Genomic DNA, 23,868 nt, shown 5'->3' on the forward strand with positions numbered 1-23,868 from the left:
GGAGATACCCGGGTCCGTGCAAGAACCATTCCGAGACGTCAGGCCGGGCCGCTGCGCGCTTGCGACACCTGCACCTGGTCGGACTGCGTCGCGGTGGCGATGGCCTCCTTCAAGGGCGCTTCACCCGCGCCCAGGGCCCGTTCGATCACCAGCTCGGTGCCTTGCCCGTGCAACAGCGCCTGCAGCCGGCCGAACTCACCGCACCACAGGGTTTCGATGTCGCGGTCGCGACGGCGGTCGCGGTCGGTCGCCAGGGCCACGGCCCGGACCTGCAGGCGCCCGCCGTCGGCACGGCCGCCCACTTCAACGCCATAGCCAGGGGTGGCCGCCTTCTTGAGTACCACCGCGCCAGTGTCCTGCCATGCGGTGGCCATGCCTTCGCGCACCTCGTAGCCGAGGCTGGCTAGCCCGTCGAGTACGGCCTGGCGCCGGGAAACTGCCGCCAGCGCCTGCTGGTGGCCGGCAAGGGCGGTGTCGCACTGCAGGGTGAGCTCGGTCAGCAGCGGCAGCGCGGTGTTGGTACTACAGGCGGCCACCCGGGTCAGCAACGGCGCATGCTCGGTAGGGTCCACGGCAGTCAGCCTGCTGGCCACATCCTGCAGCCGTTCCAGCTGCGTGCGGCGCTGGGCGAACGCGGCCGAGGCGGCGGCCAGGTCCAGTACCAAGCTGTCCAGCAGCAGGTTGCGCCGTTGCGGGGCGGTTTCCTGCTCGGCCTTGTGCAGCGCCTCCAGGTAGGGTACAGCGACTGCCGCACCCTGCAGCAACTGCAGTTCGGCGATGTGGCGGTCCACGCGCAGCAGGCGCGCCTCGCGCTCGGGGTCGGCGGGCTGCCGGGCGGCCCAGTCGGCCAGCGTGGGGGTGGGTGTGGTGGTCTGCAATGCGGCGGCCAACGCGCGCTGGTCATCGCTCAGCGTTGCCTGCGCGTCCGGCGGCGACAGGAGCGCGAAGGCACGGGCCAGAACCGCCTCTGCGTCAGTACCGGGGTGGCCGTCGGCCAATGCCCGCAGCGCCTGCAGCAGGCCGGCGTCTGCATCAACGGATCGGTCCTGCAGGGTGTTGAGCACGGCGGCGGCGTTGTCGCGCTGCCGCCGCTGCTGCTGGCGGCCTGCGGCAGCGCGGTCGATGGCGCGCGCCTCGCGGTCGCGGGTGTCGGCCTGCAGGAAGGCGGTTTCGGCCTCGATCAGCAGCGCATACCGCGTGTTGTCGCTGTCCGCCAACAGCGCCTGCAGCGCCTGGCGGCGTGCCATTACCGCGGCCACCACCGATGCGTCGCTCTCGCCCACGCGCTCACACTGGGCCTGCCAGCGCGCCACCGCCTGGTCCAGCCGGTGCAGCATCGCCTCACGCAGGGCCAGCAGTTCTTCGGCGGTCACGATGCGGACGACTTTGGGACCACTCATGGCAGGGCTTCCGGTTGTGCGGGGACAGGCGGGGGCGGCACCGGGGCGGGGGCCATGGCCGCGTCGATGGCCAGGCGCAGCCGTGCCCGTTCGGCCTCGCCGTCGTGGTACCAGGCATGCGAGGACACCCGGTGGATGCCGCCGATGGCCCGGCGCAGGACCGAGGGCCGCCAGATTTCACGGGCGCGGGCATGCGCCAGCAGCGGGTGGCTGGGCGCGTCGCACTCGATGCCGATGGCGAAGTTGCCGGTGTCGGGATGTTCGATGGCGAAGTCCAGCCCGAATGCGTCGCCTTCACTGGCGGCCGCGGCGTCCCATCCCAGCGACTGCAGGTAGGCGCCGACGATCTGCGTGAAGCCGTCGGCGGGCGCCGCGTGGGTGCGGTTGGCCACGCTGCGGTCGGTCTGCAGGCGATCCAGCAGCCGCGCGCTGCCGTCGAATTCGCCGGCACACAGGGCGCGGGCGTACTCCAGGTAACCCTGCAGGTAGTCACGCGGACTGGCCGGGGCGCGCTGGGTGTTGAACAGGTCGGAGATGTCGGCGATCGGCATCGAGGTGATCATCACTACCCGTTGCCGGGCGCGGGTGACGGCAACGTTGAGACGGCGCTCGCCGCCGGTCTGGCCGAGCACGCCGAAGTTGCGCCGGAAGGTGCCCTGCGCGTTGCGGCCGAAGGTGGAGGAGAACACGATGATGTCGCGCTCGTCACCCTGCACGTTCTCCACGTTCTTGACGAAGACCGCCATGTCCTCGCCGTCTTCGCTGCGCTCGCGTTCCTCGGCGAACGCGGCACGGAAAGCGGCATCCTGCCCGGCGCGCTGCTCCAGGTGTTCTTCGATCAGCTCGGCCTGCTTGCGGTTGAAGGTGACCACGCCCACCGAGGGGCGGGCGGCATAGGGGTGTTGCCACAACTGGGCGAGGTACTCCACCACCCGCGCCGCTTCGGCAGGGTTGCTCTGGTGCTGGTACACACCGTCGACCTGGATCAGTTCCAGTGGCTTGATCCGCGCGATGCTGCTGCGCGGATGGCGCACCGGCACGTTGAGCCGGTTGCCGTAGAAGGCTGCGTTGGAGAAGCCGATCAGTTCGCGGTACGCCGAGCGGTAGTGGATCTGCAGCGTGGTGCTGGGCAGGGCATTGCGGGCCAGCTGCAGCAGGTCCGGGCAATCCTTGATCTCGCGGCGGTTCCAGGTTTCCTCGAAGGCGTCGCGCTGCTCGGCATCGACCTCGGCATCGGGCTCGTCGCCATCGAAGACCTCGGCTTCATCGCTTTCCACCCGGCTGGAGAAGAAGGCGGTGGGCGGCATCTGCTTCTCATCCCCGCTGACGACCGTGACCCGGCCACGGAACAGCGTGGGCAGGGCGAACTCGACCGGCATCTGCGAGGCTTCGTCGTAGATCACGGTGTCGAACAGCCCCGCCTGCAGTGGCAGCACGCGGCTGGCCACGTCCGGGTTCATCAGCCAGATCGGGCGCAGGTGCATCAGGCCCAGTTCGCTGCCCAGCTCGATGAACTCGCGCAGGCGGCGCGAACGGCGCCCGGTCAGCCGGGTTACGTCTTCCCACTGCTTGCGGTTGCCCAACTGCTGCAGGTCGATGTGGGTGCCCAGCATCTGACGGTTGAGCCGGCGCATCTGCTGGTCGGCAGCGGCCAGGCTGGCGACCTTGGCCTGGGTTTCATCCTGGCCGAACTGCAGCGCCGGGATCGCCTGCTCCATGCGGTGCTTCCAGCCCAGACGTGCTTCGCGATGCAGCAGGCGGCGCACGGCCGGCTCCAGCGCGTCGCTGGCAAGCGTATCGAGCTGCGGTTGCAGCTGGCGCAGCAATGCCAGCAGGTCCAGGTCTGCGGCCGACAGCTGCCCGGCGCGCCCGCGGAAGGCCTGGTAGGCGGCCAGATGGGGCAGGGCATCCTGCAGGTGTTGCAGCACCTGCGCATTGCTCTGGTTGTTGGCGATGGCCGCGGCCAATGCGTGGGTCAGCGTCTGCTCCAGCCAGTCGGCCAGCAGGGCGAGCTGCTGCGCGCTGGCATGGCGGGCGGCATGCCGCGCCAGCGAGGCATCCAGGTCCTGCAGTAGTGCCTCCAGGTGCGCGCGGTCGCCCGCCAGGGCAGCGTCGTCGGCCTGCTGGGGACGTGGCGACTGCGCCAGCGCCTGGGCGAGTGCCTGTACATCCAGCAGTTGGCGCCCGCTGGCGCGTGCCATCGGGCCCAGCGCCATGCCGGTCTGTTGGCCCACCGGGTCCAGCGCCAGCTGCTGGTGCAGGCCGGCCAGTTCGTTGCGCAGCGGGCGCAAGCGTGCTTCCAGCGTCGCGGCGGCCAGCAGTGCTGCGGCGCCCGCTTCGCCTGTCGCGTGTGCCTGCTCCTGCAGGACACGGTTCACCCGTCGCCGGCGCAGCAGGTGCAGCGGGTTGAGGCGGGCCAGCAGGCCGCGTGCCCCCAGGACGCGCGTGGCGTCGCGCTGCAGCTGCGCCAGCGTGCGCTCGTCGACGCCGGTAAGGGCCGGTGACAGCTTGCTGGAGAAGGCGTGGAGGTCAAGCGCCGCCACGACGTGCTCGATCTGGTGCAGCCGGTCCAGCGCGATGTCGCCCTGGCTTGGCTGGCCCGCGCGTGCGGTGCGGAACAGCGGCAGCCAGCGCGCCAGCTGGATCCGTTGTGCGTCGTCCAGGCCGAGCAGGGTCGCCACGTGCGCCGACTTCCACGCCTGGTGCGGAGCGGGATCGTCCAGCTCGAAGCTGGCCGGGTGTGCCAGCAGGATCGCCTGCCGGTGCTGTTCGGCCGCAGTGAAGGCCTGCAGGGCGGCAACGAATGCGGCGAGGGTGTCCGCGTCGGCCGCGAAGGGACGCAACTGCACCAGCGGGCTGCCTTCGTAACGGGCCGGCAGCCACAACCGGATCAACGGCGCACATGCTTCCTCGCGCTGCACCAGGGTGGGCAAGTCCAGTGCCAGCAGCCGTTGGCGCAGGGCCGGCAGAACCAGCGGGGGCGTGCTGGTGTCCAGCGCGATCAGTTCGCCGAGCAGGCGCCGGTAGCTCAGCCCGGTGGCGTCGTCGATCTGGTGCAGGCTGTGCTGGTGGCGGTCCAGTTCGCCTTCCAGCGCCTCGATCCGCGCGGCCACCTGCTGGCGCTGCTGCTGCCAGGCCGATTGCGTGGCGCCGGCGGTGAACAGGGCGTCGAGCTGCTCGCGGATGCTGCGGATGACCGGTTCGCGGTCGCGGTTGACGTCGTTGAGCATAACCACGCGCTGGCCCAGCCCTTCGGCGACCAGGCGCTTGTGCACCACTTCCAACGCCGCGTGCTTCTGGCAGACGATCAGCAGGCTGCGTTGCCGGCCGATCGCGTCGGCCACCATGTTCACGATGGTCTGGCTCTTGCCAGTGCCGGGTGGGCCTTCGATCAACAGGCCCGGCCCCTGCCGTGCTTGCAGCACCGCCGCTTCCTGCGAGGGATCGCTGGCCACGGTGAAGTAGCGCTGCAGCTCCGGCGTGGCAGGCGGCGGGGGGCTGTCGGCGTCGGTCGGCGGTGCCAGCCGCAACGCGGTTTCAAGACCGGTGCCGGACGGCGACAGAACCTTGAGCTGGCGCAGATCTTCGCCGATGGCCTGGCCCATGAACGTGACATGGAAAAGCACCGCGGCGCAGTCCAGTTCGTCCTGGTAAGGGGCCACCTCCACGCTGCTGGGGGGCAGGCCCACCAGGCTGCGCGAGCGGATCGTGGCCAGCATCCCGAAGGCATCCATCACATCGGCGGCCCGGATCGCTGAGCGCCCCAGCAGTTCGTCGGCGGTGCTGCGCCAGCGCTTGCAGGTTTCGGTGCCCAGCACGCTTTCAAGGGCAGGGTTGAGCCGCACTTCCTCGCGTTCGCCATCGAAGGCCAGCCCGACCTGGCCGCGCGTGCCCGGTTCCAGCAGCAGCGTGACCGGCCAGAGCAGCAGCGGAATGATGCGGGTGCGTGACGTGCCGCGCGGATCGCGGCTGAGCAGGAACGGAAAGCCCAGATACAGCCCGTCGATGCCGGTGTCGCGCTTGTACAGCGCGCTCTGCCGTGCCAGGGCCATCAGGCGGGGTTCCAGTTGCGGGGTGCGCTGGAACGATTCGGGGTCCAACTGGACGGCGCGCGCGTTGCGCTGCAACAGGTGATCGAGCAGTGCGGCGGCGGGGCGCCGAGTGCTGTCCACGTCGTGCATGTCCACGCGTGCGGTGGCCTTGCCGATGCTCATGCGCACCAGCGGCCCGCGCATCACCGCGGTGACGACCTTCTTTTCGAAGAAGTCGAGGATCTGCGAGACGTACTGCTGCTTCTGTGGCTGCAGCCAGCGGCAGGCGGGCACGGCCAGCACCACCAGGGCGCGCGCCAGCGGCATGCGCCTTTCCAGCCGGAACTGTTCGGCCCAGCCATCCACTACGGGCAGGCCGGAACGGGCGAAGCCCAGGATGCGCGCGTCCACGCTGCGATACAGCTCGGTACGCGGGTGCAGCAGCAGGGCCGCGGCTGCGTCGTTGTCGAAGGCCTCGAGACCGGCGCTGGCGGCCAGCGTGGCAGCCTCGGCGAGGATGGCCTCGGCGCTGCGGAACTGGCCGATCTCCGCGCTCAGCAACACGATCAGGTCTTCTTCGGCCACCACCCTGCGCTCGGCCAGCGACAGCAGCCCGGGATGCGCGGTGTCGGGTAGCAGGCGCTGGCGTTCCTGCCATTGCGAGGCCAGCTTGGCTCGCGAGGTGGACAGCAGGTAGACACGCAGGGATTCTTCGACCAGGGCGATGTGCTGGTGCAGCGCGCGCTGGCGCACGCTTTCCTCGCGCCGCTTGAGCCTACACAGCCAGTTGTCGGTCTGCAGGTGTTCCAGCATGTCCGGCACCGACCCGCTGACCAGCCGGTAGCCCTCCAGCGGGTGCTCAAGCAACCAGCCTGGCGTGACGATGTCGCCACGATGGATCAACGGCATTTCCGGGTTGAGCACCTTCAACGCCAGCATCAGCCGGAAATCGTCTTCGATGCCTTCGTGGCGCGCGATCTGGCGCAGCCCGGCGATGCGGGTGGCGGGCAGGCCGACCTGCTCGGCCCAGGTGACGATCCCCCCGCGCAGCAGGTGGTCCAGGGCCTGGTCCCAGCCGTCGGCCTGGGCGGCGGCCAGCGCGAACACCGCGGGGCGATGGTAGCGGCGCGTGCCCAGCGGCAGGCTGGCGCCGTCGCCCTCATCCTGCGCGTGTTGCGCCGCCGGCGGCGCCGGTACGGCAACGCCGGCCAGCCAGTCGGCCACCTGCGGCCATTGCCAGCGCTGGTGGCGGTCGCGGGCCAGCAGCCCACGCAGCAGCAGCGCCAGCTCCGGGTCCAGCGTATCCGGGATCGGAACACCATTGGCCAGCACGTGGATCAGGAACGCATTGGGATGGATGCCGTCGAAGCAGGCGCCGTCGGTGAGCTGTTCGAGCAGGATCATGCCCAGGCTCCACCAGTCCGACGCCGCCGCCACGCCACCGGCGATCGCCTCGGGCGCCATGTAGCGGCTGATCTCCAGGGGCGAGACGATGTCCAGGTCGAACTCGGACAACCGCGCCGAACCGAACCCGCTGATCACGAGATCCAGCGGCGTGCGGGCCCGTACCAGCAGGCTGGCCGGGCGCAGGTCGCGGTGGCGCAGCCCGGCTTCGTTGAACGCATGCAGCGCCTGCCCCAGTTCGCTGACGATATGCCGGACCGCATCGCGGTCGCCGATCACGTTGCCCAGCTCGGCCAGGGTGCCACCGGTGAGCATTTCCACGACTTCAAAGGCGCGGTCATCCCAGCGCCCGGTGGCGATGATCTCCGGCACGTGCGCGCGGGGCAGGCGGCGGATCACATCGTAGATGGCCGGGTCGGGTTCGGCACCGGGGCGGTACAGGGTGAGCACGGCCTGCACCGCCGTGGCGGTGTGTTCGGCCTGGTAGCGGTCACGCACGCCGTCGGTGCTGCTGATCTGGCGCAGCAGGCGCCAGCCATCGATGACCGTTTCGCTGCTGTCGGCGGCCGGGGGCGGTAGCTCCGCCACCGCCGCCGTCGCGTCCGCTGCGCTGGCGCCACAGTGCAGGCACATCAGGTCGCCGGGCGTCATCGGGTGGCCGTTGTCGCAGAGCACGTCAGCTGCGGCGGCGCCGACCGTCGAGGCCTGCACCGCTGCCTGGGTCACCACGCTCTGTGGCCGCCAGCCAGCGGGGTGGATCGGCTCGCCGGCCAGATCCCAGCCGCACGCGTGCGCGTCAACAAGGCCTTCGCAGAACATCTCGGCCAACGCGCGTTCGGTGTGGCAATTGGGGCAAAAACGAATCATGGACTTACTCGGCTGGACGACGCGATGAAGTGTGTGCGCTGGTCTGCACCTGATGGCCCTGCGCGCGCAGCAGCTCGCGCAGGCGCAGCAGGTCGCCGCGGCGGGGGATGCCGGCCATCCAGACGGTGCCGGTGGCATCGAACATCAGGTCAAGTGCCTTGTCGGCCGGCGTGCTGGTGCGCTCCAGGCCGGCCAGGCGCGACCGACCGAGCGCGGTGAGCAGGGTGAGGCGCTGGTTGTCGCTGCCACGCAGCGCCAGCGACTGGGCTGCATGTTCAAGGTAGGGGTCGCTGATCACCGCGTCGATCAGGTCGCGCGCTTGGTCCAGCATGGGCTGCAGCGTTTCCAGCGGGTGCCCGCTGTACACCAGGATGTCCGCGGCGGTGCGTTGGCGCAGCCCCACCAGCATCTGCAGCAGCGCGTCGAACTGGTCGAACGGCTCGCCGCCGGAAATCGTGATGCCGTCGGCTTGTGCCAGCCACGGCGCCACCTGCTCGAGCAGGCTGGCCACGTCGACGACCGTGCGCCCCGGGCCCCAGGTGTCGGCTGAAATGCAGCCGCTGCAGCGGATGCTGCAGCCCTGGAACCAGATGCCCAGGCGCTGCCCCGGCCCCAGCGTGGTCACCGGGAAATGCACGCGTGACAGCTGCAGTGGACGGTTCAACCGCGCGCCAGGTTGAGGACGTTGGCATCCACCGCAACGATGGTGAACTGCTGGCCGGGCTGCGCGTCCTGGTCGAACAGGGCACGCGCCAGCGGGTTGAGCAGGTGCGCCTCGAGTTGGTTGCGGATGCCGCGCCCGCCGTTGGACAGGTCCTTCAGGCAGAGCGACCGCAACGCATCGCGGGCCGGCGCGGCTAGGGTCACGTGCAACTGCTGGGCCTGCAGGTCGGCCAGGGTTGCGTCGACCATCTGGTCGAAGATCTGCACGGCGACCTCCTCGCGGATGAAATCGAACACGATGATGTTCTCGCCGATCCGGTTGAGGATCTCCGGCCGGTTCAGGACCAGCTTGAAGTGCCGGTCGATTTCGTCGTGCACCTTGCTCTGCACCTGCTCGAAGGGCTCGCGGGGCAATACATTCGCCACGCGCTCGCCATGCTCGCCCTGGCGGTAGATGCCCAGGTTGGAGGTGAACACGATCAGCGCTTCGGAGAAATACACGCGGTCGCCACGCCCGGACGTGAGCACGCCGTCGTCGAGGATCTGCAGGAACTTGTCGAGGATGCGCGGATGGGCCTTCTCGATCTCATCGAACAGGACCACGCTGAACGGTTTCTCGCGGATGGCGTTGGTCAGTTCGCCGCCCACGTCGTAGCCCACGTAGCCGGGCGGGGCGCCGATCAGCCGCTGGTCGGCATGCTCGGCGCTGAACTCGGACATGTCGAACCGGATGTAGGCGCTTTCGTCGCCGAACAGCAGGCTGGTGACGGTTTTGGCCAGCTCGGTCTTGCCCACGCCGGTCGGGCCAGCCAGGAATGCCACGCCGCGCGGCCGGTTGCCCTTGCGGCTTGCACCCACGCCGGTCATGGCGCGCTTGACGATGTCCAGCATGTGGGTCACCGCATGGTGCTGGCCCTTGACCCGCTGGTGGACGAACGCATCGCCCAGGCGGATGCGCTGCCGGTCGATACGCAGCCAGGGGTCTTCGGTGACGCCGACCTTGTAGCGGCGCACGGCGTCGCCGATCTGGTCCACCGCCACGCCTTCGACCCGGGCCAGCTGTGCGATGGCACTGAGGTCCAGCAATAGCAGCCCCTCGGTGCTCTGCACGAATGCGTCCACCGCCTGCGCGGTGGCCTCGGCGCTGGCGTCCTGGGCACCGGCCAGTCCCTTGAGCAGGGCCGGGGCCAGCGCGCGCCGGGTGAGCTGGTCCGGCTTGGCCACCGGAACGTGGCGGATGCGCGGGTTGCCGACCAGCAGCCAGTCGGGCAGGTCACCTTCCTTCTCCACCACCCAGAGCACCGTGTTGAAGAACGGCTTGCGCTGCACGCCGCCCGGTCGGCTGCGTGCCTGGTGGGAGAGCACCAGGGCCTGGGTGAACAGCTGGTGTTCGGCCGCGCTGAGGGCATCGCTGCGCACCGCCAGGCGCGAAGCGAAATCGATGATCAATGCCACCGGCTCGCCCTGGCGGACGACCAGCCGTTGGAGCGTGGCGCTGAGCAGGTCGATACCGGCGGGCGCGGCGCCGTCCACCGGGGTCAGTCCGAGCGATTGCAGCAGGGCGATGCCGCTGGCGGGATCGGTGCCGGGGCGTTCCAAGGCGCGGAAACCGGCCAACGGGTCCCAGCCCAGCACCTGCGCGTAGCCTTGATCGAGCAGAATGTTGCACAGGGTCTGGTTGAAGCTCTGCGCGGTTACCGTGCCCGGCGCCACTTCGGCTGCCTGCAGGTCGCGGATGTTCCCGGAGAGCACGAACTGGCTCTTTAAGGGAAGGAAACGAACAAGATCGCGCTGCCAGCGCGGACCTTCAAACACATTCTTCCGTGACATCCTGCTGCCTGCTATTCCCATGGTATGGGCAGGGTATTGCGCGCAGCCGTCAATTTCCAGCGCGTGCCGCTAGCCCGCCGCCGCGCCCGGCCGTGCCTGCGCCTTCCATCCGGCGGCCATCTCCACCCGCGGGCGCGGGTGGTCGTGCAACTGCATGAAGCGTTCCGGGTCCACCGGACACCCCAGCAGATACCCCTGCAGGTAGTCGCAGCCCAGTCGTTCCAGGTAGGCCCGCTGGCCGACCGTCTCCACTCCCTCGGCGACGATGTCCATGTCCAGTGCATGCCCCAGCGCCACGATCGCCGAGACGATCACCACGTCCTCGGAGCTGTTCTCCAGATCGCGCACGAAGGCGTGGTCGATCTTGATCTCGGTGGCCGGCAGGCGCTTGAGGTACAGCAGGCTGGAGTAGCCGGTGCCGAAGTCGTCGATGGAGATGCCCACGCCCAGCGCGGCCATGGCCTGCAGCAGGGTAAGGCTGGCCTCGGTATCACGCATCACCGTGTTTTCGGTGATCTCCAGGATCAGCCGGCGTGGCTCGATGCGGTGGGTCTGCAGCGCCTCGCGGACTTCCTGCAGCAGGTTGGGCGAGGCGAACTGGATCGGCGAGAGATTCACCGAGACCGTCCAGCCGTCATGCCCGGCGTCGTGCCAGACACGCAGTTGGCGGCAGGCCTCATCCAGCGCCCAGCGCCCGATCTCGTTGATCACGCCGCTGCGCTCGGCCAGGCGGATGAAGCGGTCCGGTGGAATCAGCCCCTGCTGCGGATGCCGCCAGCGGATCAGCGCTTCGGCGCCGCTGACCGACTGCCCGGCCACACGGGTCTTGGGCTGGTAGTGCAGGAACAGCTGTTCGGTCCCGATCGCGCGACGCAGGTCGGCCAGCAGCTGGAACTGCTGCTCGGCACTGTCATTCATCCAGTCCGCAAACAGCACGTAGGCGTTGCGGCCGGCTTCCTTGGCCTGGTACATCGCCGCATCGGCGAAGGCCATCAGCTGGCGTTCGCTGGCGGCATGGTCCGGGCAGATCGCGATGCCGATGCTCGCGGTCACCTGCAGATCGTGGCGCGGCAGCAGCGGCTCGCCGCCGACGGTCTGGATGATGCGGCTGGCCAGTGTCGCCACGTCTTCGTCGTTCTCGATCGGGACCACCAGCACGAACTCGTCGCCGCCCAGCCGCGCCATCATGTCCGCCGGCCGCAGCAGTTTGCGGGTGCGGTCGGCGACGGCCACCAGCAGCGCGTCGCCGGTCTGATGGCCGTAGGCGTCGTTGACCTGCTTGAAGCCGTCCAGATCCATGAACATCACCGCGAAGCGGCTGCCACGCTGCTCGGCCTCGGCCAGCGATTGCTCGATGCGCTGCTGCAGCAGCCGGCGATTGGGCAGGCGGGTCAGCGGATCGTGCAGTGCCGCCTGGGTCAGCTCGGCGTGGGCGTCGTCCAGCGAACTGCTCAGGTCGGTGTTGCGCAGCCGCAGCAGCTGCGCCTCCATGCGCTGGTCGAGCCAGGAAACGATCAACACCACCGCCAGGATCGCGATGGTCAGCACCAGTACCACCAGTGCCAACCATTGCGCCTGCAGGCCGTCACCGGCCGCTGCGCCGCAGATGCTGCCGGCCGGGAAGCGCGCCGCGGCCATGCCGGTGTAGTGCATGCCCACGATCGCGGTACCCAGAACCAGCGCCGGTGCGGCGCGGTCGCGCAGCCGACGGTGCGTGCTGCGCAGGCGGAAGGCGATGAACAGCGCAGTCCATGAAGCGACCACCGCGATCACCAGCGACAGCGCCACCCAGCCGGCGTGGTAGTCGATCCCGGGCTGCATGTGCAGCGCGGCCATGCCCAGGTAATGCATCGAGGCGATGCCGCTGCCCATGAGCACGGCGCCGAGCGCGAGGCGGCCGTGCGGCAGGGTGGGTTGCGATACCAGCCACAGGGCGAAGATCGAAGACGCCATGGCGGCCAGCAGCGAGACCGTGGTCAGGCCGAGCGCGTAGCCGAGCGGGATCGGCAGCCGGAAGGCGAGCATCCCGATGAAGTGCATGGACCAGATGCCCAGCCCCATCGCGCAGCCGCCGCCCACCAGCCACAGCCAGGTGGTGCGGGGCGTGGCCGCGGTGGTGACCCGGCTGGCCATGTCCAGCGCAGTGAACGAGGCCAGCACGGCGACCAGGAACGAAACGACCACCAACCACGGGGTGTAACTGCCGATCAGCATGGATGACGCTCTCCCTGGTCAACATCTGAGCGATACGACAGAACGCGGCGCCATCACCGCAGAGTACCGGTGAAGGCCTCGTCTTCAGCCAAGACTAACGCCACGCCCGGGGGGCATCGCAAGGGGCAGGTGCGCGGCGCCGCGGAGCGCTGGCGTGGTTGTCCCGGCGTGTCCCGGGTCAGCGGCTGACGCTGTCGGCGGCATCGAACGCCGCATCGAACAGGCGCTGCACCGGTGGGCCCATTTCGCCGGCCAGCACCGTCAGCAGGAACAGCCCCAGCAGCAACGCCACCGGCAGGCCCAGCTGGATCGGATTCAAGGCCGGCGCCGCGCGGGCCAGCACGCCGAAGGCCAGGTTGATCGCCAGCATCGCCACGGTCAGCGGCAGCGCCAGAGTGAGCGCGCCACGGAAGACCTGCAGCAGGAAGGTCGGGGCAATGCTCAGGAACGCCTGTGGATCGGGCAGCGAGGTGCCGATCGGCAAGGCTTTGTAGCTGTCCATCAGCAGCGAGATCAGCGCCAGGTGCCCGTTGACGGTGAAGAACAGCAGGCCGAACAGCAGGTAGAACCACTGTCCGATCACGCCGGAGCTGCCACCGCGCAGCGGATCGCTCATCTGCGCGAACGCCAGGCCGGTGCCCTGGGCCACCAGCTCGCCGGCCATCGCGCCGGCTTCGAATACCAGCCGCAGTACGAATCCGATCGAGACGCCGATCGCCAGCTCGCGGGCGACGGTCAATACCGTGGCCGCATCGAAGCCGGTCCATTCCGGCACCGGCGGCAGCATCGGCGACAGCGCGATCGCCAGCGCACCGGCCAGCAGCACGCGGATCCGCGACGGCACCGCGCGGGTGCCGATCAGCGGCATGGCCATCAGCATCGCGCCGATGCGCAGCATGGTCCACAGGATCGTGCCGATCATGCCGAAGGCCTGCAGGCCATCGGCTGCCATCTGGGTCGCGGAATCCACGGCGGCGGGCCTCAGCCGATCAGGTGGGGAATGCGCTGGAACAGCAGCGTGGTGTATTCGACCAGGTGGCCGATCAACAGGCTGCCCAGCGCGAACAACACCACGGTCAGGGCAGCCGCCTTGGCCACGAAGGCAATGGTGGGTTCGTTGAGCTGGGTCGCGGCCTGGACCACGCCGACCACCACGCCGACGATCAGCACGGTGAGCAGCAGCGGGCCGGCGACCCACAGCACGGTGATCAGGCCACCACGCAGTTCGGTCAGGGCAAGTTCGGGCGTCATGTCAGTCTCGGGTCCGTATCGATCAACAGGGCGGGGCGGTCAGACCGCATTGAAGCTGGCGGCCAAGGTGCCCACCACCAGGACCCAGCCATCCACCAGCACGAACAGCAGGATCTTGAAGGGTGCGGAGACCAGCATCGGCGAGAGCATCATCATGCCCATCGACATCAGCACGCTGGCCACGACCAGATCGATGATCACGAACGGTATGAAGATCAGGAAGCCGATCTCGAAGGCGGTCTTCAGCTCGCTGGTGACGAACGAGGCGACCAGGATCGGGAACGGGATGGCATCCGGACTGGAGTAGGTGCCATGCCCGGCCATGCCAGCGAAGGTCATCAGGTCCGTCTCGCGGATCTGGGCCAGCATGAAGGCGCGCAGCGGCTGGGTGGTCAGCGTCCAGGCGGTCTGGAAATCGATCTCGCCGTTGAGGTAGGGCGCCATGCCGCTGCCCCACGCCTTCTGCCAGACCGGCAGCATCACCATCGCGGTGAGGAACAGGGCCAGGCCGAGCAGCACCTGGTTGGACGGTGTCTGGCCGGTGCCCAGCGCCTGGCGCAGCAGGCCGAGCACAATGATGATGCGGGTGAAGGCGGTCAGCACCAGCAGCATCGACGGGATCAGGGTGATCGCCGTCATCAGCAGCAGTGTCTGCAGCGGCAGGCTGACCGGCTGGCCGCCGATCTTGCCGACATTCACATCCGGCAGCGCCGGTACGCCCGGCACGCCGGGCGCAGCCCAGGCCAGGGCCGGCAGCGCGCACAGCAGGGCGGGCAGCAACAGCGGCAGGTAACGGGTCCAGGAGGTACGGGGGCCACGCATGATCAGGATTCCTTGCGCAGCCGCTGTTGCAGCAGCTGGGCGAAATTCGGGAGGTGTTTGAAATCGGGAAGGCGCGCCGGCGGCGGGGTCGGCAGCGGTTCGGGCAGCTGATGCAGCGTGTTGATGCCGCCGGCGGTGACACCCAGCAGCAGCTGGGTGCCATTGACCTCGACCACCACCACGCGCTCCTTGGCGCCGACGGTCAGGCTGGCGACCACGCGCAGGCCTTCGGCCGGGCGGAAGCCGCTGCCGGGCATGCGCTTGAGCAGCCAGCCGAGGCCGACGATCAGTGCCAGCACGCCCAGCAGCGCCAGCACCGCACCGAACATGCCCGGTGCGGCGGCGGCATGCTGGCCGACCTTGACCGTCGAGGCGCCGACCGCGATCAGCAGCCCGGCACTCAACGCAGTCTCCGGATCCGTTCGCTCGGGCTGACCACGTCGGTCAGGCGCACGCCGAAGCGGTCGTTGATCACCACCACCTCGCCATGGGCGATCAGGGTGCCGTTGACGAACACGTCCAGCGATTCGCCGGCACCGCGTTCCAGCTCCACCACCGAACCCTGGTTGAGCTGCAGCAGGTTGCGGATCGGCAGGCGGGCGCGGCCGACTTCCAGCGACAGGGTCACCGGTACATCCAGGATCACATCCAGGTTCAGCTCGGGACCGAGGTTCTCATCGGACTGCAGCGTGGTGAACTGCGCTGGCGTCGGTTCCACCGGGGACAGCGGTTCGTTGGATTCGATATCGTTCATTTCGAGACTTCCTGGAGTACGGGAACGCGTGGGCGGGTGCCCGGGGGATGGGTGGCGGTGATCTTGACGGCGTTGCACCCGTTGGCGATGCCGAACTCGCCGGTGAACACCGGGATGTTCTCCACGCACAACGGCACCTGCGCCGGCATGTCGATCGACAGGATGTCGCCGACCTTGAGGCCGGTCAGTTCACGCAGGGTCATGCGCTTGCTGGCCAGTACGCTGGAGAGCGTGACTTCGGCGATGTTGAGCTGTTCGCGCAGCATCACGCCCCAGCTGGCGTCGCGGTCGTTGCGATCGCTCTGGATGCCGGCATCGAGCAGCTCGCGGATCGGCTCGAGCATCGAGTAGGGCAGGGTGACGTGGATGTCGCCGCCACCGCCGTCGAGTTCGACGTGCAGGCGGCAGACCACCACGTACTCGCGCGGCGTCACGATGTTGGCGAAGTGCGGGTTGATCTCGGAGTTGATGTACTCCAGCTCCACGTCCATCACCGGCGCCCAGGCTTCCTGCAGGTCGGCGAAGGTCTGCTTGAGCAGCAGGTGGATGACGCGCATTTCGGTGGCGGTGAACTCGCGGCCTTCGATGCGGGTCGGGTAGCGCCCATCACCGCCGAAGAAGTTGTCCACGATCGCGAACACCAGCGTCGGCTCGAACACGATCAGCCCGGTGCCGCGCAGCGGCTTGAAGCGGATCAGGTTGAGGTTGGTCGGCACGTACAGCGAGTGCATGTAGTCGTTGAACTTGATCAGCTCGATGCCACGCACGGAGAGTTCGGCCGAGCGCCGGATCAGGTTGAACAGGCCGATGCGCCACAGGCGCGCGAAGCGCTCGTTGACCATTTCCAGGGTCGGCATGCGACCGCGGATGATGCGGTCCTGGCTGGCGAAATCGTACGAGCGCGCCTCGCCGGGCGTGGGCGCATCGATGTCGGTCTCGACCGCACCGGAGTCCACGCCATGCAGCAGGGCATCGATCTCGTCCTGGGAAAGCAGGTCATTCATGGTCGCCCTTACTGGGTCACGAAACTGGTGAACAGCAATTCGTCGGCACCGGGCTTGCCGGTCTCGGCCTTGAGCAGCTTCTGCACTTCGGCCAGGGAACTGGCCTGCAGGCGCTCTTTGCCGGCGCGGTCGGCGATGTCGGTCGGTTCGACCTGCGAGAACAGCATCAGCAGCTTGGCGCGGATGGCCGGCGCATGCAGCTTGATCGCTTCCATCGCGGCCGGGTCTCGGCTCATCAGCTGCACTTCGACCTGCAGGTAGCGCGGGCCGTCGAAGCTGCTATTGAGGTTGACCACGAACGGTGGTTCCAGGCCGAAGTACTGCGCCGGGGCAGGCACGGCGGATTTGCTGGTGGCCGGCTTGGCGGCCTTGTCGTCGTGCTTGGACTGGGTGAAGTACCAGACGCCGCCACCGGCGGCGCCGGCGGCGAGCACCGCGACCAGGGCGGTGACCAGGAGCGGACTGCGCGGCTTGGCGGTCTTGTCCTTGTCGGCGGATTTCTTGGTTTTATCGGCGGCTGCGGCCACGGGGGAAGCTCCAGAGGATTGCTTCCTGCCTACATGCAAAACGCGTGCCTGAATGCTGGAGATGGCGTGCGTCGGGTTTCTGGCGGGGGTAGGCACGCAACACAGGGGCGGACGTTTGCCTCGCCGGAACCAAGGGCAGCCACGCATGGCGTGGCTCTACCGGTGGCGCCAGCCGCGCCATGCGTGGCTGCACCGCTACGCGATCACGCGTAGGCGTCGACCAGGCCGCGCTGTCGGATCAGCTGGGACGGGGACAGGGTGGTGTCGGCCAGCGCCGGTTCTCCGTCGTCGCCGGTCAGGCCGCCGCTGCCATCGCCACGTCCGCCGTCGGGTGCGGTCTGCTGCTGGCCCACGTCGGCATTGCCGAGCTGGAAGCCCTGTTCGCCGAGCAGCTCACGCAGGCGCGGCAGGCTGCTTTCCAGCGCGTGACGCACATCGGCGTGGGCGCTGGTGAAGGTGGCATGCACCTTGTCGCCGTCCAGCTGCAGCCGCACTTCGATGGGCCCCAGGTCGTTCGGGGTGATCTTGATATGCGCGTGGCCGATCTTCTGGTCCGCCAGCCAACCGACGCGTGCGCCGACGGCATCGTCAAAGTCTTCGCCGCCCAGATGCGGGGTGGCGGTGGGGGAGCCGGTGAACAGGCTGGCGACCACCGGCTTGGCCTCGGTCATGCCCTGCAGCGCATGAAGCAACGGACTGGCGGGGGCATCGGGGCCGTCGTTGGTGGCCGCGTTCAAGGCGTCCGTGAAGGTCTTCAGCAGCAGGGCATCGTCGGCTGGCGCGGCATCGGCGGCCAACGCGGGCAGTGCGATGCTGCCGTCGGTGGACGGCGCGGCGGCCAGCGCCGGCGGGGTGGCGTTCGCCTCCGGGGCTGCAGTCGCCAAGGCCGGCAGCGCCGCATTGGGGCCCGCGGCGGCACCGGTCGCCACGGGGGGGGCCGGCGTGGGCGCCGGCACCGGCAGCCCGTTCAATGCCAGCCCGGCCAGCCCCAGCGGCGGCCAGGCGGCTTCGGTGTCGTCGGCCGGTTCGGCGGCCGGCTTCTCCGGCGTGGCCGGTGCTTTGCCCGTGGCATCGGTGGCGGCGACCAGGTCGTCCGCCTTCTTGGCGCCGGGCTTGGCGGGGCGCGTCGTTGCGTCCTTGTCCTGACCGGGCGCAGTGGTGGCGGTGGTGCTCTTGGCCGCATCGCGGCTGCTGCCCGACCTGCGTGGCGTGTCGTTGCGCGGTGCCTCATTGCCCGGCTTGAGCAGCGCGTCAAAGTCCCGACGGTCGCTGCCGCTGGCGCTGTCCGCGCGGGGGCTGGCCGAGGTGCCGCCCGCACTCTGTGCGGATGCGGCGCCGCCGAGCAGGGCGGGGGGCATCACGGGGTGCCTCCGTTCTCGCTGTCTTCGCGCTGCGCCTGGCGCGAGCGCCGGGCCCCGAGGTCGTCCATCTCGCGCTGGTCGCGGCGGTCGGTGACCACCTTTTCCTGCGCGCGGTAACTGGCGGCCAGCTGTTCCAGCACCTGCTTGTCGCGGCTGGCCAGCAACAGGCGGGCCCGCTCGGCATCGACCTTCTCGCGGTTGTTGTCCACGGTCTGCCGCTGCTGGGCGACCGCGCTGTCCAGGCGATCCAGGAACGCGCGTCGGTTCATCAGCTGAGCCGGGCTGGTGGCCGACATCTGTGCGCCGGCGTACTCCTCGGCGTAGCGGTGCAGCTCATCCAGGCGCGACACATGCGTGTCGAGCGCGCGCTGGCGCTCGGCCAGGTCGCGGGCGACCTCGTCTTCGTGGTCCTGGGCTCGTTTCAGCAAGGGGTCGAAGCGCTTGGATTGGATCATGGCTTAAGTCTCTGGTTCCACCAGCCGCTTGAGGGCGGCTTGACTGTGCGGCAGGTCGGCGGCTTTGCCGACGTCCTGGCCGAGGAATTCAACAATGTCCGACCAGCGCTCCAGCGCTTCGTCGGTCGCCGGGTCGTTGCCGCGCTGGTAGGCACCGATCGCGATCAGGTCGCGGTTGGACGAGTACGCCGAGACCAGCCGCTTGAGCTTGCGGATGCGCAGGCGCCACGGTTCGTCGGCGATTTCCGTGACCACGCGGCTGACCGAGGATTCCACGTCGATGGCCGGGTACAGGCCGCTGTCGGCGACGCGGCGCGAGAGCAGGATGTGGCCGTCGAGAATGGCGCGTGCGGCATCGGCGATCGGATCCTGCGGATCGTCGCCTTCGGTCAGCACGGTGTAGAAGGCGGTGATCGAGCCGCGGCCCTTCGCGCCATTGCCGGCGCGTTCGACCAGCGCAGGCAGCTTGGCGAACACCGACGGCGGATAGCCGCGGGTGGTCGGCGGCTCGCCGACCGACAGACCGATTTCACGCTGGGCCTGCGCGAAGCGGGTCAACGAGTCCATCAGCAGCAGGACGTTCAGGCCCTGGTCGCGGAACCACTCGGCGATCGCGGTGGCGCGGTAGGCGCCATGCAGGCGGGCCAGCGGCGGGCGGTCGGCCGGGCTGGCCACCACCACCGCGCGGCGCAGGCCTTCTTCACCGAGCGTGCTTTCCACGAAATCACGCACTTCGCGGCCACGTTCACCGATCAGGCCGACCACGATGACGTCGGCGGCGGTGTAGCGGGTCATCATGCCCAGCAGCGTCGATTTACCCACGCCGGAGCCGGCGAACAGGCCGACACGCTGGCCACGACCAATCGGCAGCAGCGCGTTGATCGCGCGCACGCCGACGTCCAGCGGCTGGGTGATCGGCTCGCGCGCCAGCGGGTTGATCGATACGCCGGCCATGCCGACCGTGCCTTCCGCGCGGATCGGGCCCTTGCCATCCAGCGGCACGCCGTCGCTGTCGATCACGCGGCCCAGCAGGCCTTCGCCCACCTCCACGCCACCGCGGCCGAGCGAAGGCACAACCCGCGCATTGGGCAGCAGGCCATGCAGTTCCGCGCTGGGCATCAGGTAAGTACGTTCACCGGCGAAGCCGACCACTTCGGCATCGACCCAGCCCCCATCGGCCACTTCGACCTTGCAGCTGGCGCCCATGGGCGCTTCGCAGCCGACCGCTTCCAGCGTCAGGCCGACCGCGCGGCGCAGCACGCCTTCGCGGATCAGGCCACGGCCATGGGCGGTGTCCGGACGGATGTTGTCCAGCCGCGAGGCCAGCCGCAGGTTGCGTGCGGCGGTCCAGTCGGCGGGCGGGGGCAGGGGCTCGGTATTCATGGGGTGGTTCCGGCTTTGCGGATGACCGCATCCAGGGCGCCGCGCAGGCGTGCATCCAGCGTGCCGTCGATGCGCACGGCTTCGGCGTGCACGCGCAGGTCGCCGCGGCTCAGGCTCAGATCCGGCGTCAGGCGCTGGTTCGGGGCCAGGTTGAGCACCGGGGCCAGTGCGGCGATGTCGTCGGGGTGCAGACGGACTTCCACGTCGCGGCTTGCACCGCCCACGGCGTCCAGGGCCTCGTTGACCAGCTGTGCCAGCAGCTCCGGTTCGGCTTCGTAGGCACGGCCGACCAGGTTGCCGGCCACGCGCACCGCCAGCTCGCCGAGCGCGGCGACCACTTCATTCTCCAGCCGCACCAGCGGCCGGCTGAAGTTGTCGAGGATGCCTTCGATCTGCGCGATCAGGCGGCGCACTTCGGCCTGGCCCTGGGCCAGCCCCTCGGCGTGGCCCTGGTCGAAGCCGTCTTTCTCGGCGTTGTCCTGGATCGCCTGGATTTCCTCCAGGGTCGGCAGCTGCAGCAACGGCTCCGGCTCGAACTCCAGATCCGGTTCGGTGAGTTCGAACTGTTCTTCCGGTGGCGGCTCGGGCACCGCCAGCAGGTCCGGGGCAAGCCAGCGCACGGCGTTGTTCACAGCATCGCCTCCGCGTTGCCACCAATGGTGACGGTGCCTTCATCGGCCATGCGCTTGACGATCGCCAGAATCTCGCGCTGCGCCACTTCCACGTCGGACAGGCGCACCGGGCCACGGGCTTCCATGTCTTCCAGCAGGATTTCAGCTGCACGCTGGGACATGTTGCGGGTGATCTTGTCGCGCACCTTGATGTCGGCACCGCGCAGGGCCAGGCCGAGGCGTTCGCCGCTGACTTCGCGCAGCACCAGCTGCAGTTCGCGATCGTCCAGGTCGACCAGATCGTCGAACACGAACATCAGGTCCTGGATGCGGCCACTGAGCGGGGCGTCGATGCGCGCGATCTCGCCCAGGATCGCCTGGTCCTGGCCGCTGTCCATGAAGTTCAGGATGTTGGCCGCGCACTGCACGCCACCGATATTGGACGACTTCAGGTTCTGGTTGCCGGCGAACTGGCGCTCCATGATCTCGTTGAGTTCATTGAGTGCGTTCGGCGGGATGCCATCCAGGGTCGCGATGCGCAGCAGCACGTCCACCCGGGTGCGCTCGGGCAGCAGCTTGAGCGCATCGGCGGCCTGGTCGGTTTCCAGGTGGGCCATGACGATGGCGATGATCTGCGGGTGCTCGTTGCGGACCAGATCGGCGACGGCGCGCGGATCCATCCACTTCAGGGCATCCAGGCCGGTGGTGTTGCGGCCGAGCAGGATGCGGTCGATCAGGCTGCCGGCTTTTTCGGTACCCAGGGCCTGCACCAGCATGTTGCGGATGTAATCGTCCGAACCGACGCCCAGCGAGGTCTTGGAGCCCAGCTCGCTGCCGAACTGGTCCATGACCCGCTCGACCTGCTCGCGGGTGATGTCGGTCATGGTCGCCATGGCGATGCCGATCTTCTGCACCTCCTTGGGTTCCATGTGGCGCAGCACTTCGGCCGCGTCCAGTTCGCCCAGCGAAAGCAGCAGCACGGCGGCGCGCTGCACGCCGGTCAGCGGGGGAGGTGCATCAATCATTGGCCACCCAGCCCTTGACCACCTGGGCCACGCGCTTGGAATCGGTCTTTACAGCTTCACGCGCCATGCGCAGTCGTTCCTCGTAAGAGTCCACCGGCAACGCCAGGGGTTCATGTCCCGCCGCGTGCAGGCGTTCGCTGCCGATCGCAGGCAGGCCCTCGCCATCGTCGACCAGCTGCACATCGGCACTGTGGGGTTCAAGTTCGTCGTCTTTCGGCTTGGTCTGGCCGGTGATCGAGCGCAGCGCCGGGCGCAGCACGCCGAACACCAGGGCCAGCACCACGATCGCGCCAAGCAGTAGACGCAGTGCGTCCTGTACCTGTGGCAGCTCCCACCACTTCGGCCCTTCGACCGGGGTGACCTCACGCACGAACGGGGCATTCATCACCGAGACCGTATCGCCACGCTCGGCATCGAAACCAACCGCCTGCTTGACCAGCGCTTCGACGCGCGTCAGCTCAGCAGCCGAGAGCGCCTGGTCGGCCATCTTGCCGTTGGCCCCTGCGCGCGGCACGTTGTCCACCAGCACCGCCACGGAGACGCGCTTGATGCGGCCGGCCGGCTGGCGGGTGTGCTGCAGGGTGCGGTCGAGCTCGTAGTTGCGGGTGGCGTTCTTGGAGGTTTCGGTCGGTGCCTGGGCGGTGGCCGGGGCGGCCGCCGGGCCCGGCGGGGTATTGCTGGCCGCACCGGGCACGCCCTGTGGGCCGGGCACGTTGCTGCTGTTCTCGCTCATCTGCTCGCTGCGCAGTTTCTGCGGCTCGCCGTTGTAGAGCTCACGGGCTTCTTCGATCACCGAGAAGTCCATGTCCACGCTGACTTCCGGATTGACGCGGCCAGGGCCGGTCATCGGTTCGAGCAGCTCGCGGATGCGCTGGTTGAACGAGGTTTCCTGGCGGCGGACCTGCTCGAACTGCGCGGCATTCATGGCCGCATCGCTGTTCGGGTCGGAGACGCTGAGCATGCGCCCGCTCTGGTCGACCACGGTCACCCGCTCGGGGGCAAGGTCCGGAATGCTGGCCGCGACCATGTGCACGATCGCATCGATCTGGCCGCGTTCGAGCTGCTGCCCACCGCGCAGTTCCAGCACCACCGAGGCACTGGCCACGTCACGCTGGCGGGTGAAGGCGCTGGGCTTGGGGATGGCCAGGTGCACGCGCGAATCGCGGACCGGACGCAGCGTGTTGATGGTGCGCGACAGCTCGGTTTCCAGCGAGTGCTGGTAGCGGGCGTTCTCCATGAACTGGCTGACGCCGAAGCCCGGGTCGCGCTCCATCAGTTCAAAGCCGAGGCGGCCGCTGTCGGTCAGCCCGGAGCCGGCCAGCTTGAGGCGGGCATCGTGCAGGTTCTTCTCCGGCACGGTGATGCCGCCGGTGGCGGGGTCGAGCTGGAACGGAATCTGCGCCGCGCGCAACAGGTCGGTGGCCTCGGCCGTGGCCTTCTGGTCCAGCCCGGTGTACAGCGGCACCATGCCCGGCTTCTGCGACCAGAAGAACACGAACAGCCCTGCCGCCACGGCCACGGCGATCATCGCCATCAGGCCGAGCCGACGGGTGATCTGCAGGCTTTGCAGCCGGTCGAACCACTGTCCAGCCTTTTCGGTGTTCAGCGATTCTTTGGAGAGCGACAGGGCCATGCGTTTCTATCCTTACAGCGGCATGTTCATCACGTCCTGGTAAGCCTGGACGAGACGGTTACGGACTTCCACGGTGGCGCGGAAGGCGATCTGGGACTGCTGCGAGGCGACCATCACTTTGGCCAGGTCCGCACCGGGTTCACCCAGTTCGAAGGACTTGGCCAGCGCGCCGGATTTCTGTTGCGCATCGTTGACGCCGGCGATGGCGCCACGCAGGGTTTCGGTGAAGCTGGGGCCCTGGATATCCTGGGGGGCCACCAGGCCCTGGATGGCATTGCTGCGCGGCACCTCCGTCAGCGGACTGACGGCGGGTTGCCCCATCTGGGTCTGGAAGGTGCGGATCTGAGAAAGGATCGAGGTGACGGAGTGCGACATCTGGAACGTTCCGAAGCAGGGGTGGGTTACGGGTGAATACGTTGCAAGTGCCGTGCCGAAACCGATGAGCGATTCAGTTTCGTAAGGGGGGCGGGGGTTTGCGTATTCAGCCGTCCCCGTGCACAGGGCGGGCGCGGTGCGACGGCATGCGCCAGCGGCAGTGTGTTGCGCTGGCGTGCCGGAGAGTCGACGCCGGAAAACCGGCGGAGGGTGGGGTCAAAAAAAAAGCCCGGGACGTGCCCGGGCTTCTGCTTTCCA

Annotated in this window: 19 protein-coding genes; all 19 read right to left on the reverse strand. The window is 68.7% G+C overall.

The genetic code is table 11. From position 1 onward, the window contains the following. Positions 1–38: 38 nt before the first annotated feature. Positions 39–1,400: a hypothetical protein gene (locus AB9O74_RS17960; RefSeq protein WP_369350116.1), complete on the reverse strand. Its 1,362-nt coding sequence runs from the start codon at positions 1,398–1,400 to the stop codon at positions 39–41. Then, entirely contained in the window at positions 1,397–7,702 is a 6,306-nt protein-coding gene (locus AB9O74_RS17965) for an AAA domain-containing protein (protein ID WP_369350117.1), read from the reverse strand. The genes AB9O74_RS17960 and AB9O74_RS17965 overlap by 4 nt, the downstream gene beginning before the upstream one ends. 4 nt (positions 7,703–7,706) lie before the next feature. After that, positions 7,707–8,366, reverse strand: coding sequence for a 4Fe-4S cluster-binding domain-containing protein (locus AB9O74_RS17970; RefSeq protein WP_369350118.1), 660 nt, complete (start codon positions 8,364–8,366; stop codon positions 7,707–7,709). Further along, positions 8,363–10,195 carry an AAA family ATPase gene (locus tag AB9O74_RS17975; protein WP_369350119.1) on the reverse strand — a complete coding sequence of 611 codons (1,833 nt, stop codon included), beginning with the start codon at positions 10,193–10,195 and terminating at the stop codon, positions 8,363–8,365. Before AB9O74_RS17975 ends, AB9O74_RS17970 begins: the two co-directional genes overlap by 4 nt. Before the next feature lie 69 nt (positions 10,196–10,264). Beyond that, entirely contained in the window at positions 10,265–12,409 is a 2,145-nt protein-coding gene (locus AB9O74_RS17980) for a putative bifunctional diguanylate cyclase/phosphodiesterase (RefSeq protein ID WP_369350120.1), read from the reverse strand. Between the two features lie 178 nt (positions 12,410–12,587). Then, the gene (gene fliR / locus AB9O74_RS17985) at positions 12,588–13,379 is read right to left on the reverse strand and encodes a flagellar biosynthetic protein FliR (RefSeq protein ID WP_176989039.1); all 792 of its coding nucleotides are present in this window, start codon (positions 13,377–13,379) and stop codon (positions 12,588–12,590) included. Between the two features lie 11 nt (positions 13,380–13,390). Beyond that, the gene (locus AB9O74_RS17990) at positions 13,391–13,660 is read right to left on the reverse strand and encodes a flagellar biosynthetic protein FliQ (protein ID WP_019184809.1); all 270 of its coding nucleotides are present in this window, start codon (positions 13,658–13,660) and stop codon (positions 13,391–13,393) included. 39 nt (positions 13,661–13,699) lie between these two features. After that, the gene (gene fliP, locus AB9O74_RS17995; RefSeq protein ID WP_369350121.1) at positions 13,700–14,482 is read right to left on the reverse strand and encodes a flagellar type III secretion system pore protein FliP; all 783 of its coding nucleotides are present in this window, start codon (positions 14,480–14,482) and stop codon (positions 13,700–13,702) included. A 2-nt stretch (positions 14,483–14,484) separates the two neighbouring features. Further along, positions 14,485–14,886 (reverse strand): flagellar biosynthetic protein FliO, encoded by a 402-nt coding sequence (fliO, locus tag AB9O74_RS18000; protein WP_369350122.1) that lies wholly within the window; start codon positions 14,884–14,886, stop codon positions 14,485–14,487. After that, complete coding sequence (fliN, locus tag AB9O74_RS18005; protein ID WP_176989037.1) at positions 14,883–15,236, reverse strand: flagellar motor switch protein FliN; 354 nt, start codon at positions 15,234–15,236, stop codon at positions 14,883–14,885. The genes fliO and fliN overlap by 4 nt, the downstream gene beginning before the upstream one ends. Continuing rightward, a complete protein-coding gene (fliM, locus tag AB9O74_RS18010) occupies positions 15,233–16,240 on the reverse strand; it encodes a flagellar motor switch protein FliM (RefSeq protein ID WP_176989036.1) in 1,008 nt (335 codons plus the stop codon). Before fliM ends, fliN begins: the two co-directional genes overlap by 4 nt. 8 nt (positions 16,241–16,248) lie before the next feature. Beyond that, positions 16,249–16,767 carry a flagellar basal body-associated FliL family protein gene (gene fliL / locus AB9O74_RS18015; RefSeq protein ID WP_176989035.1) on the reverse strand — a complete coding sequence of 173 codons (519 nt, stop codon included), beginning with the start codon at positions 16,765–16,767 and terminating at the stop codon, positions 16,249–16,251. A 203-nt stretch (positions 16,768–16,970) separates the two neighbouring features. Further along, positions 16,971–18,125 (reverse strand): flagellar hook-length control protein FliK, encoded by a 1,155-nt coding sequence (locus tag AB9O74_RS18020; protein ID WP_369350130.1) that lies wholly within the window; start codon positions 18,123–18,125, stop codon positions 16,971–16,973. Continuing rightward, a complete protein-coding gene (fliJ, locus tag AB9O74_RS18025) occupies positions 18,125–18,583 on the reverse strand; it encodes a flagellar export protein FliJ (RefSeq protein WP_176989034.1) in 459 nt (152 codons plus the stop codon). Before fliJ ends, AB9O74_RS18020 begins: the two co-directional genes overlap by 1 nt. Before the next feature lie 3 nt (positions 18,584–18,586). Further along, complete coding sequence (locus AB9O74_RS18030) at positions 18,587–19,966, reverse strand: FliI/YscN family ATPase (RefSeq protein WP_179458998.1); 1,380 nt, start codon at positions 19,964–19,966, stop codon at positions 18,587–18,589. Further along, the gene (locus AB9O74_RS18035) at positions 19,963–20,598 is read right to left on the reverse strand and encodes a FliH/SctL family protein (protein ID WP_176989032.1); all 636 of its coding nucleotides are present in this window, start codon (positions 20,596–20,598) and stop codon (positions 19,963–19,965) included. The genes AB9O74_RS18030 and AB9O74_RS18035 overlap by 4 nt, the downstream gene beginning before the upstream one ends. Beyond that, positions 20,595–21,581, reverse strand: coding sequence for a flagellar motor switch protein FliG (fliG, locus tag AB9O74_RS18040; RefSeq protein WP_176989152.1), 987 nt, complete (start codon positions 21,579–21,581; stop codon positions 20,595–20,597). Before fliG ends, AB9O74_RS18035 begins: the two co-directional genes overlap by 4 nt. A gap of 13 nt (positions 21,582–21,594) precedes the next feature. Continuing rightward, positions 21,595–23,235, reverse strand: coding sequence for a flagellar basal-body MS-ring/collar protein FliF (gene fliF, locus AB9O74_RS18045; RefSeq protein WP_176989031.1), 1,641 nt, complete (start codon positions 23,233–23,235; stop codon positions 21,595–21,597). 12 nt (positions 23,236–23,247) lie between these two features. Beyond that, on the reverse strand, positions 23,248–23,610 hold the full coding sequence (gene fliE / locus AB9O74_RS18050; protein WP_369350123.1) for a flagellar hook-basal body complex protein FliE: 363 nt from the start codon (positions 23,608–23,610) through the stop codon (positions 23,248–23,250). Positions 23,611–23,868: the final 258 nt, after the last annotated feature.

The organism is Stenotrophomonas sp. JAG2, assembly GCF_041080745.1.
GTDB classification, from domain to species: Bacteria; Pseudomonadota; Gammaproteobacteria; order Xanthomonadales; family Xanthomonadaceae; genus Stenotrophomonas; species Stenotrophomonas maltophilia_AA.

Bases quoted from the DNA above. Each gene is read 5' to 3' on its own strand.
- AB9O74_RS17960 (WP_369350116.1), bottom strand. From the start codon at position 1,400: ATGAGTGGTCCCAAAGTCGTCCGCATCGTGACCGCCGAAGAACTGCTG.
- AB9O74_RS17965 (WP_369350117.1), bottom strand. From the start codon at position 7,702: ATGATTCGTTTTTGCCCCAATTGCCACACCGAACGCGCGTTGGCCGAG.
- AB9O74_RS17975 (WP_369350119.1), bottom strand. From the start codon at position 10,195: ATGTCACGGAAGAATGTGTTTGAAGGTCCGCGCTGGCAGCGCGATCTT.
- AB9O74_RS17980 (WP_369350120.1), bottom strand. From the start codon at position 12,409: ATGCTGATCGGCAGTTACACCCCGTGGTTGGTGGTCGTTTCGTTCCTG.
- AB9O74_RS17990 (WP_019184809.1), bottom strand. From the start codon at position 13,660: ATGACGCCCGAACTTGCCCTGACCGAACTGCGTGGTGGCCTGATCACC.
- fliP (WP_369350121.1), bottom strand. From the start codon at position 14,482: ATGCGTGGCCCCCGTACCTCCTGGACCCGTTACCTGCCGCTGTTGCTG.
- fliN (WP_176989037.1), bottom strand. From the start codon at position 15,236: ATGAACGATATCGAATCCAACGAACCGCTGTCCCCGGTGGAACCGACG.
- fliM (WP_176989036.1), bottom strand. From the start codon at position 16,240: ATGAATGACCTGCTTTCCCAGGACGAGATCGATGCCCTGCTGCATGGC.
- AB9O74_RS18020 (WP_369350130.1), bottom strand. From the start codon at position 18,125: ATGCCCCCCGCCCTGCTCGGCGGCGCCGCATCCGCACAGAGTGCGGGC.
- fliJ (WP_176989034.1), bottom strand. From the start codon at position 18,583: ATGATCCAATCCAAGCGCTTCGACCCCTTGCTGAAACGAGCCCAGGAC.
- AB9O74_RS18030 (WP_179458998.1), bottom strand. From the start codon at position 19,966: ATGAATACCGAGCCCCTGCCCCCGCCCGCCGACTGGACCGCCGCACGC.
- fliF (WP_176989031.1), bottom strand. From the start codon at position 23,235: ATGGCCCTGTCGCTCTCCAAAGAATCGCTGAACACCGAAAAGGCTGGA.
- fliE (WP_369350123.1), bottom strand. From the start codon at position 23,610: ATGTCGCACTCCGTCACCTCGATCCTTTCTCAGATCCGCACCTTCCAG.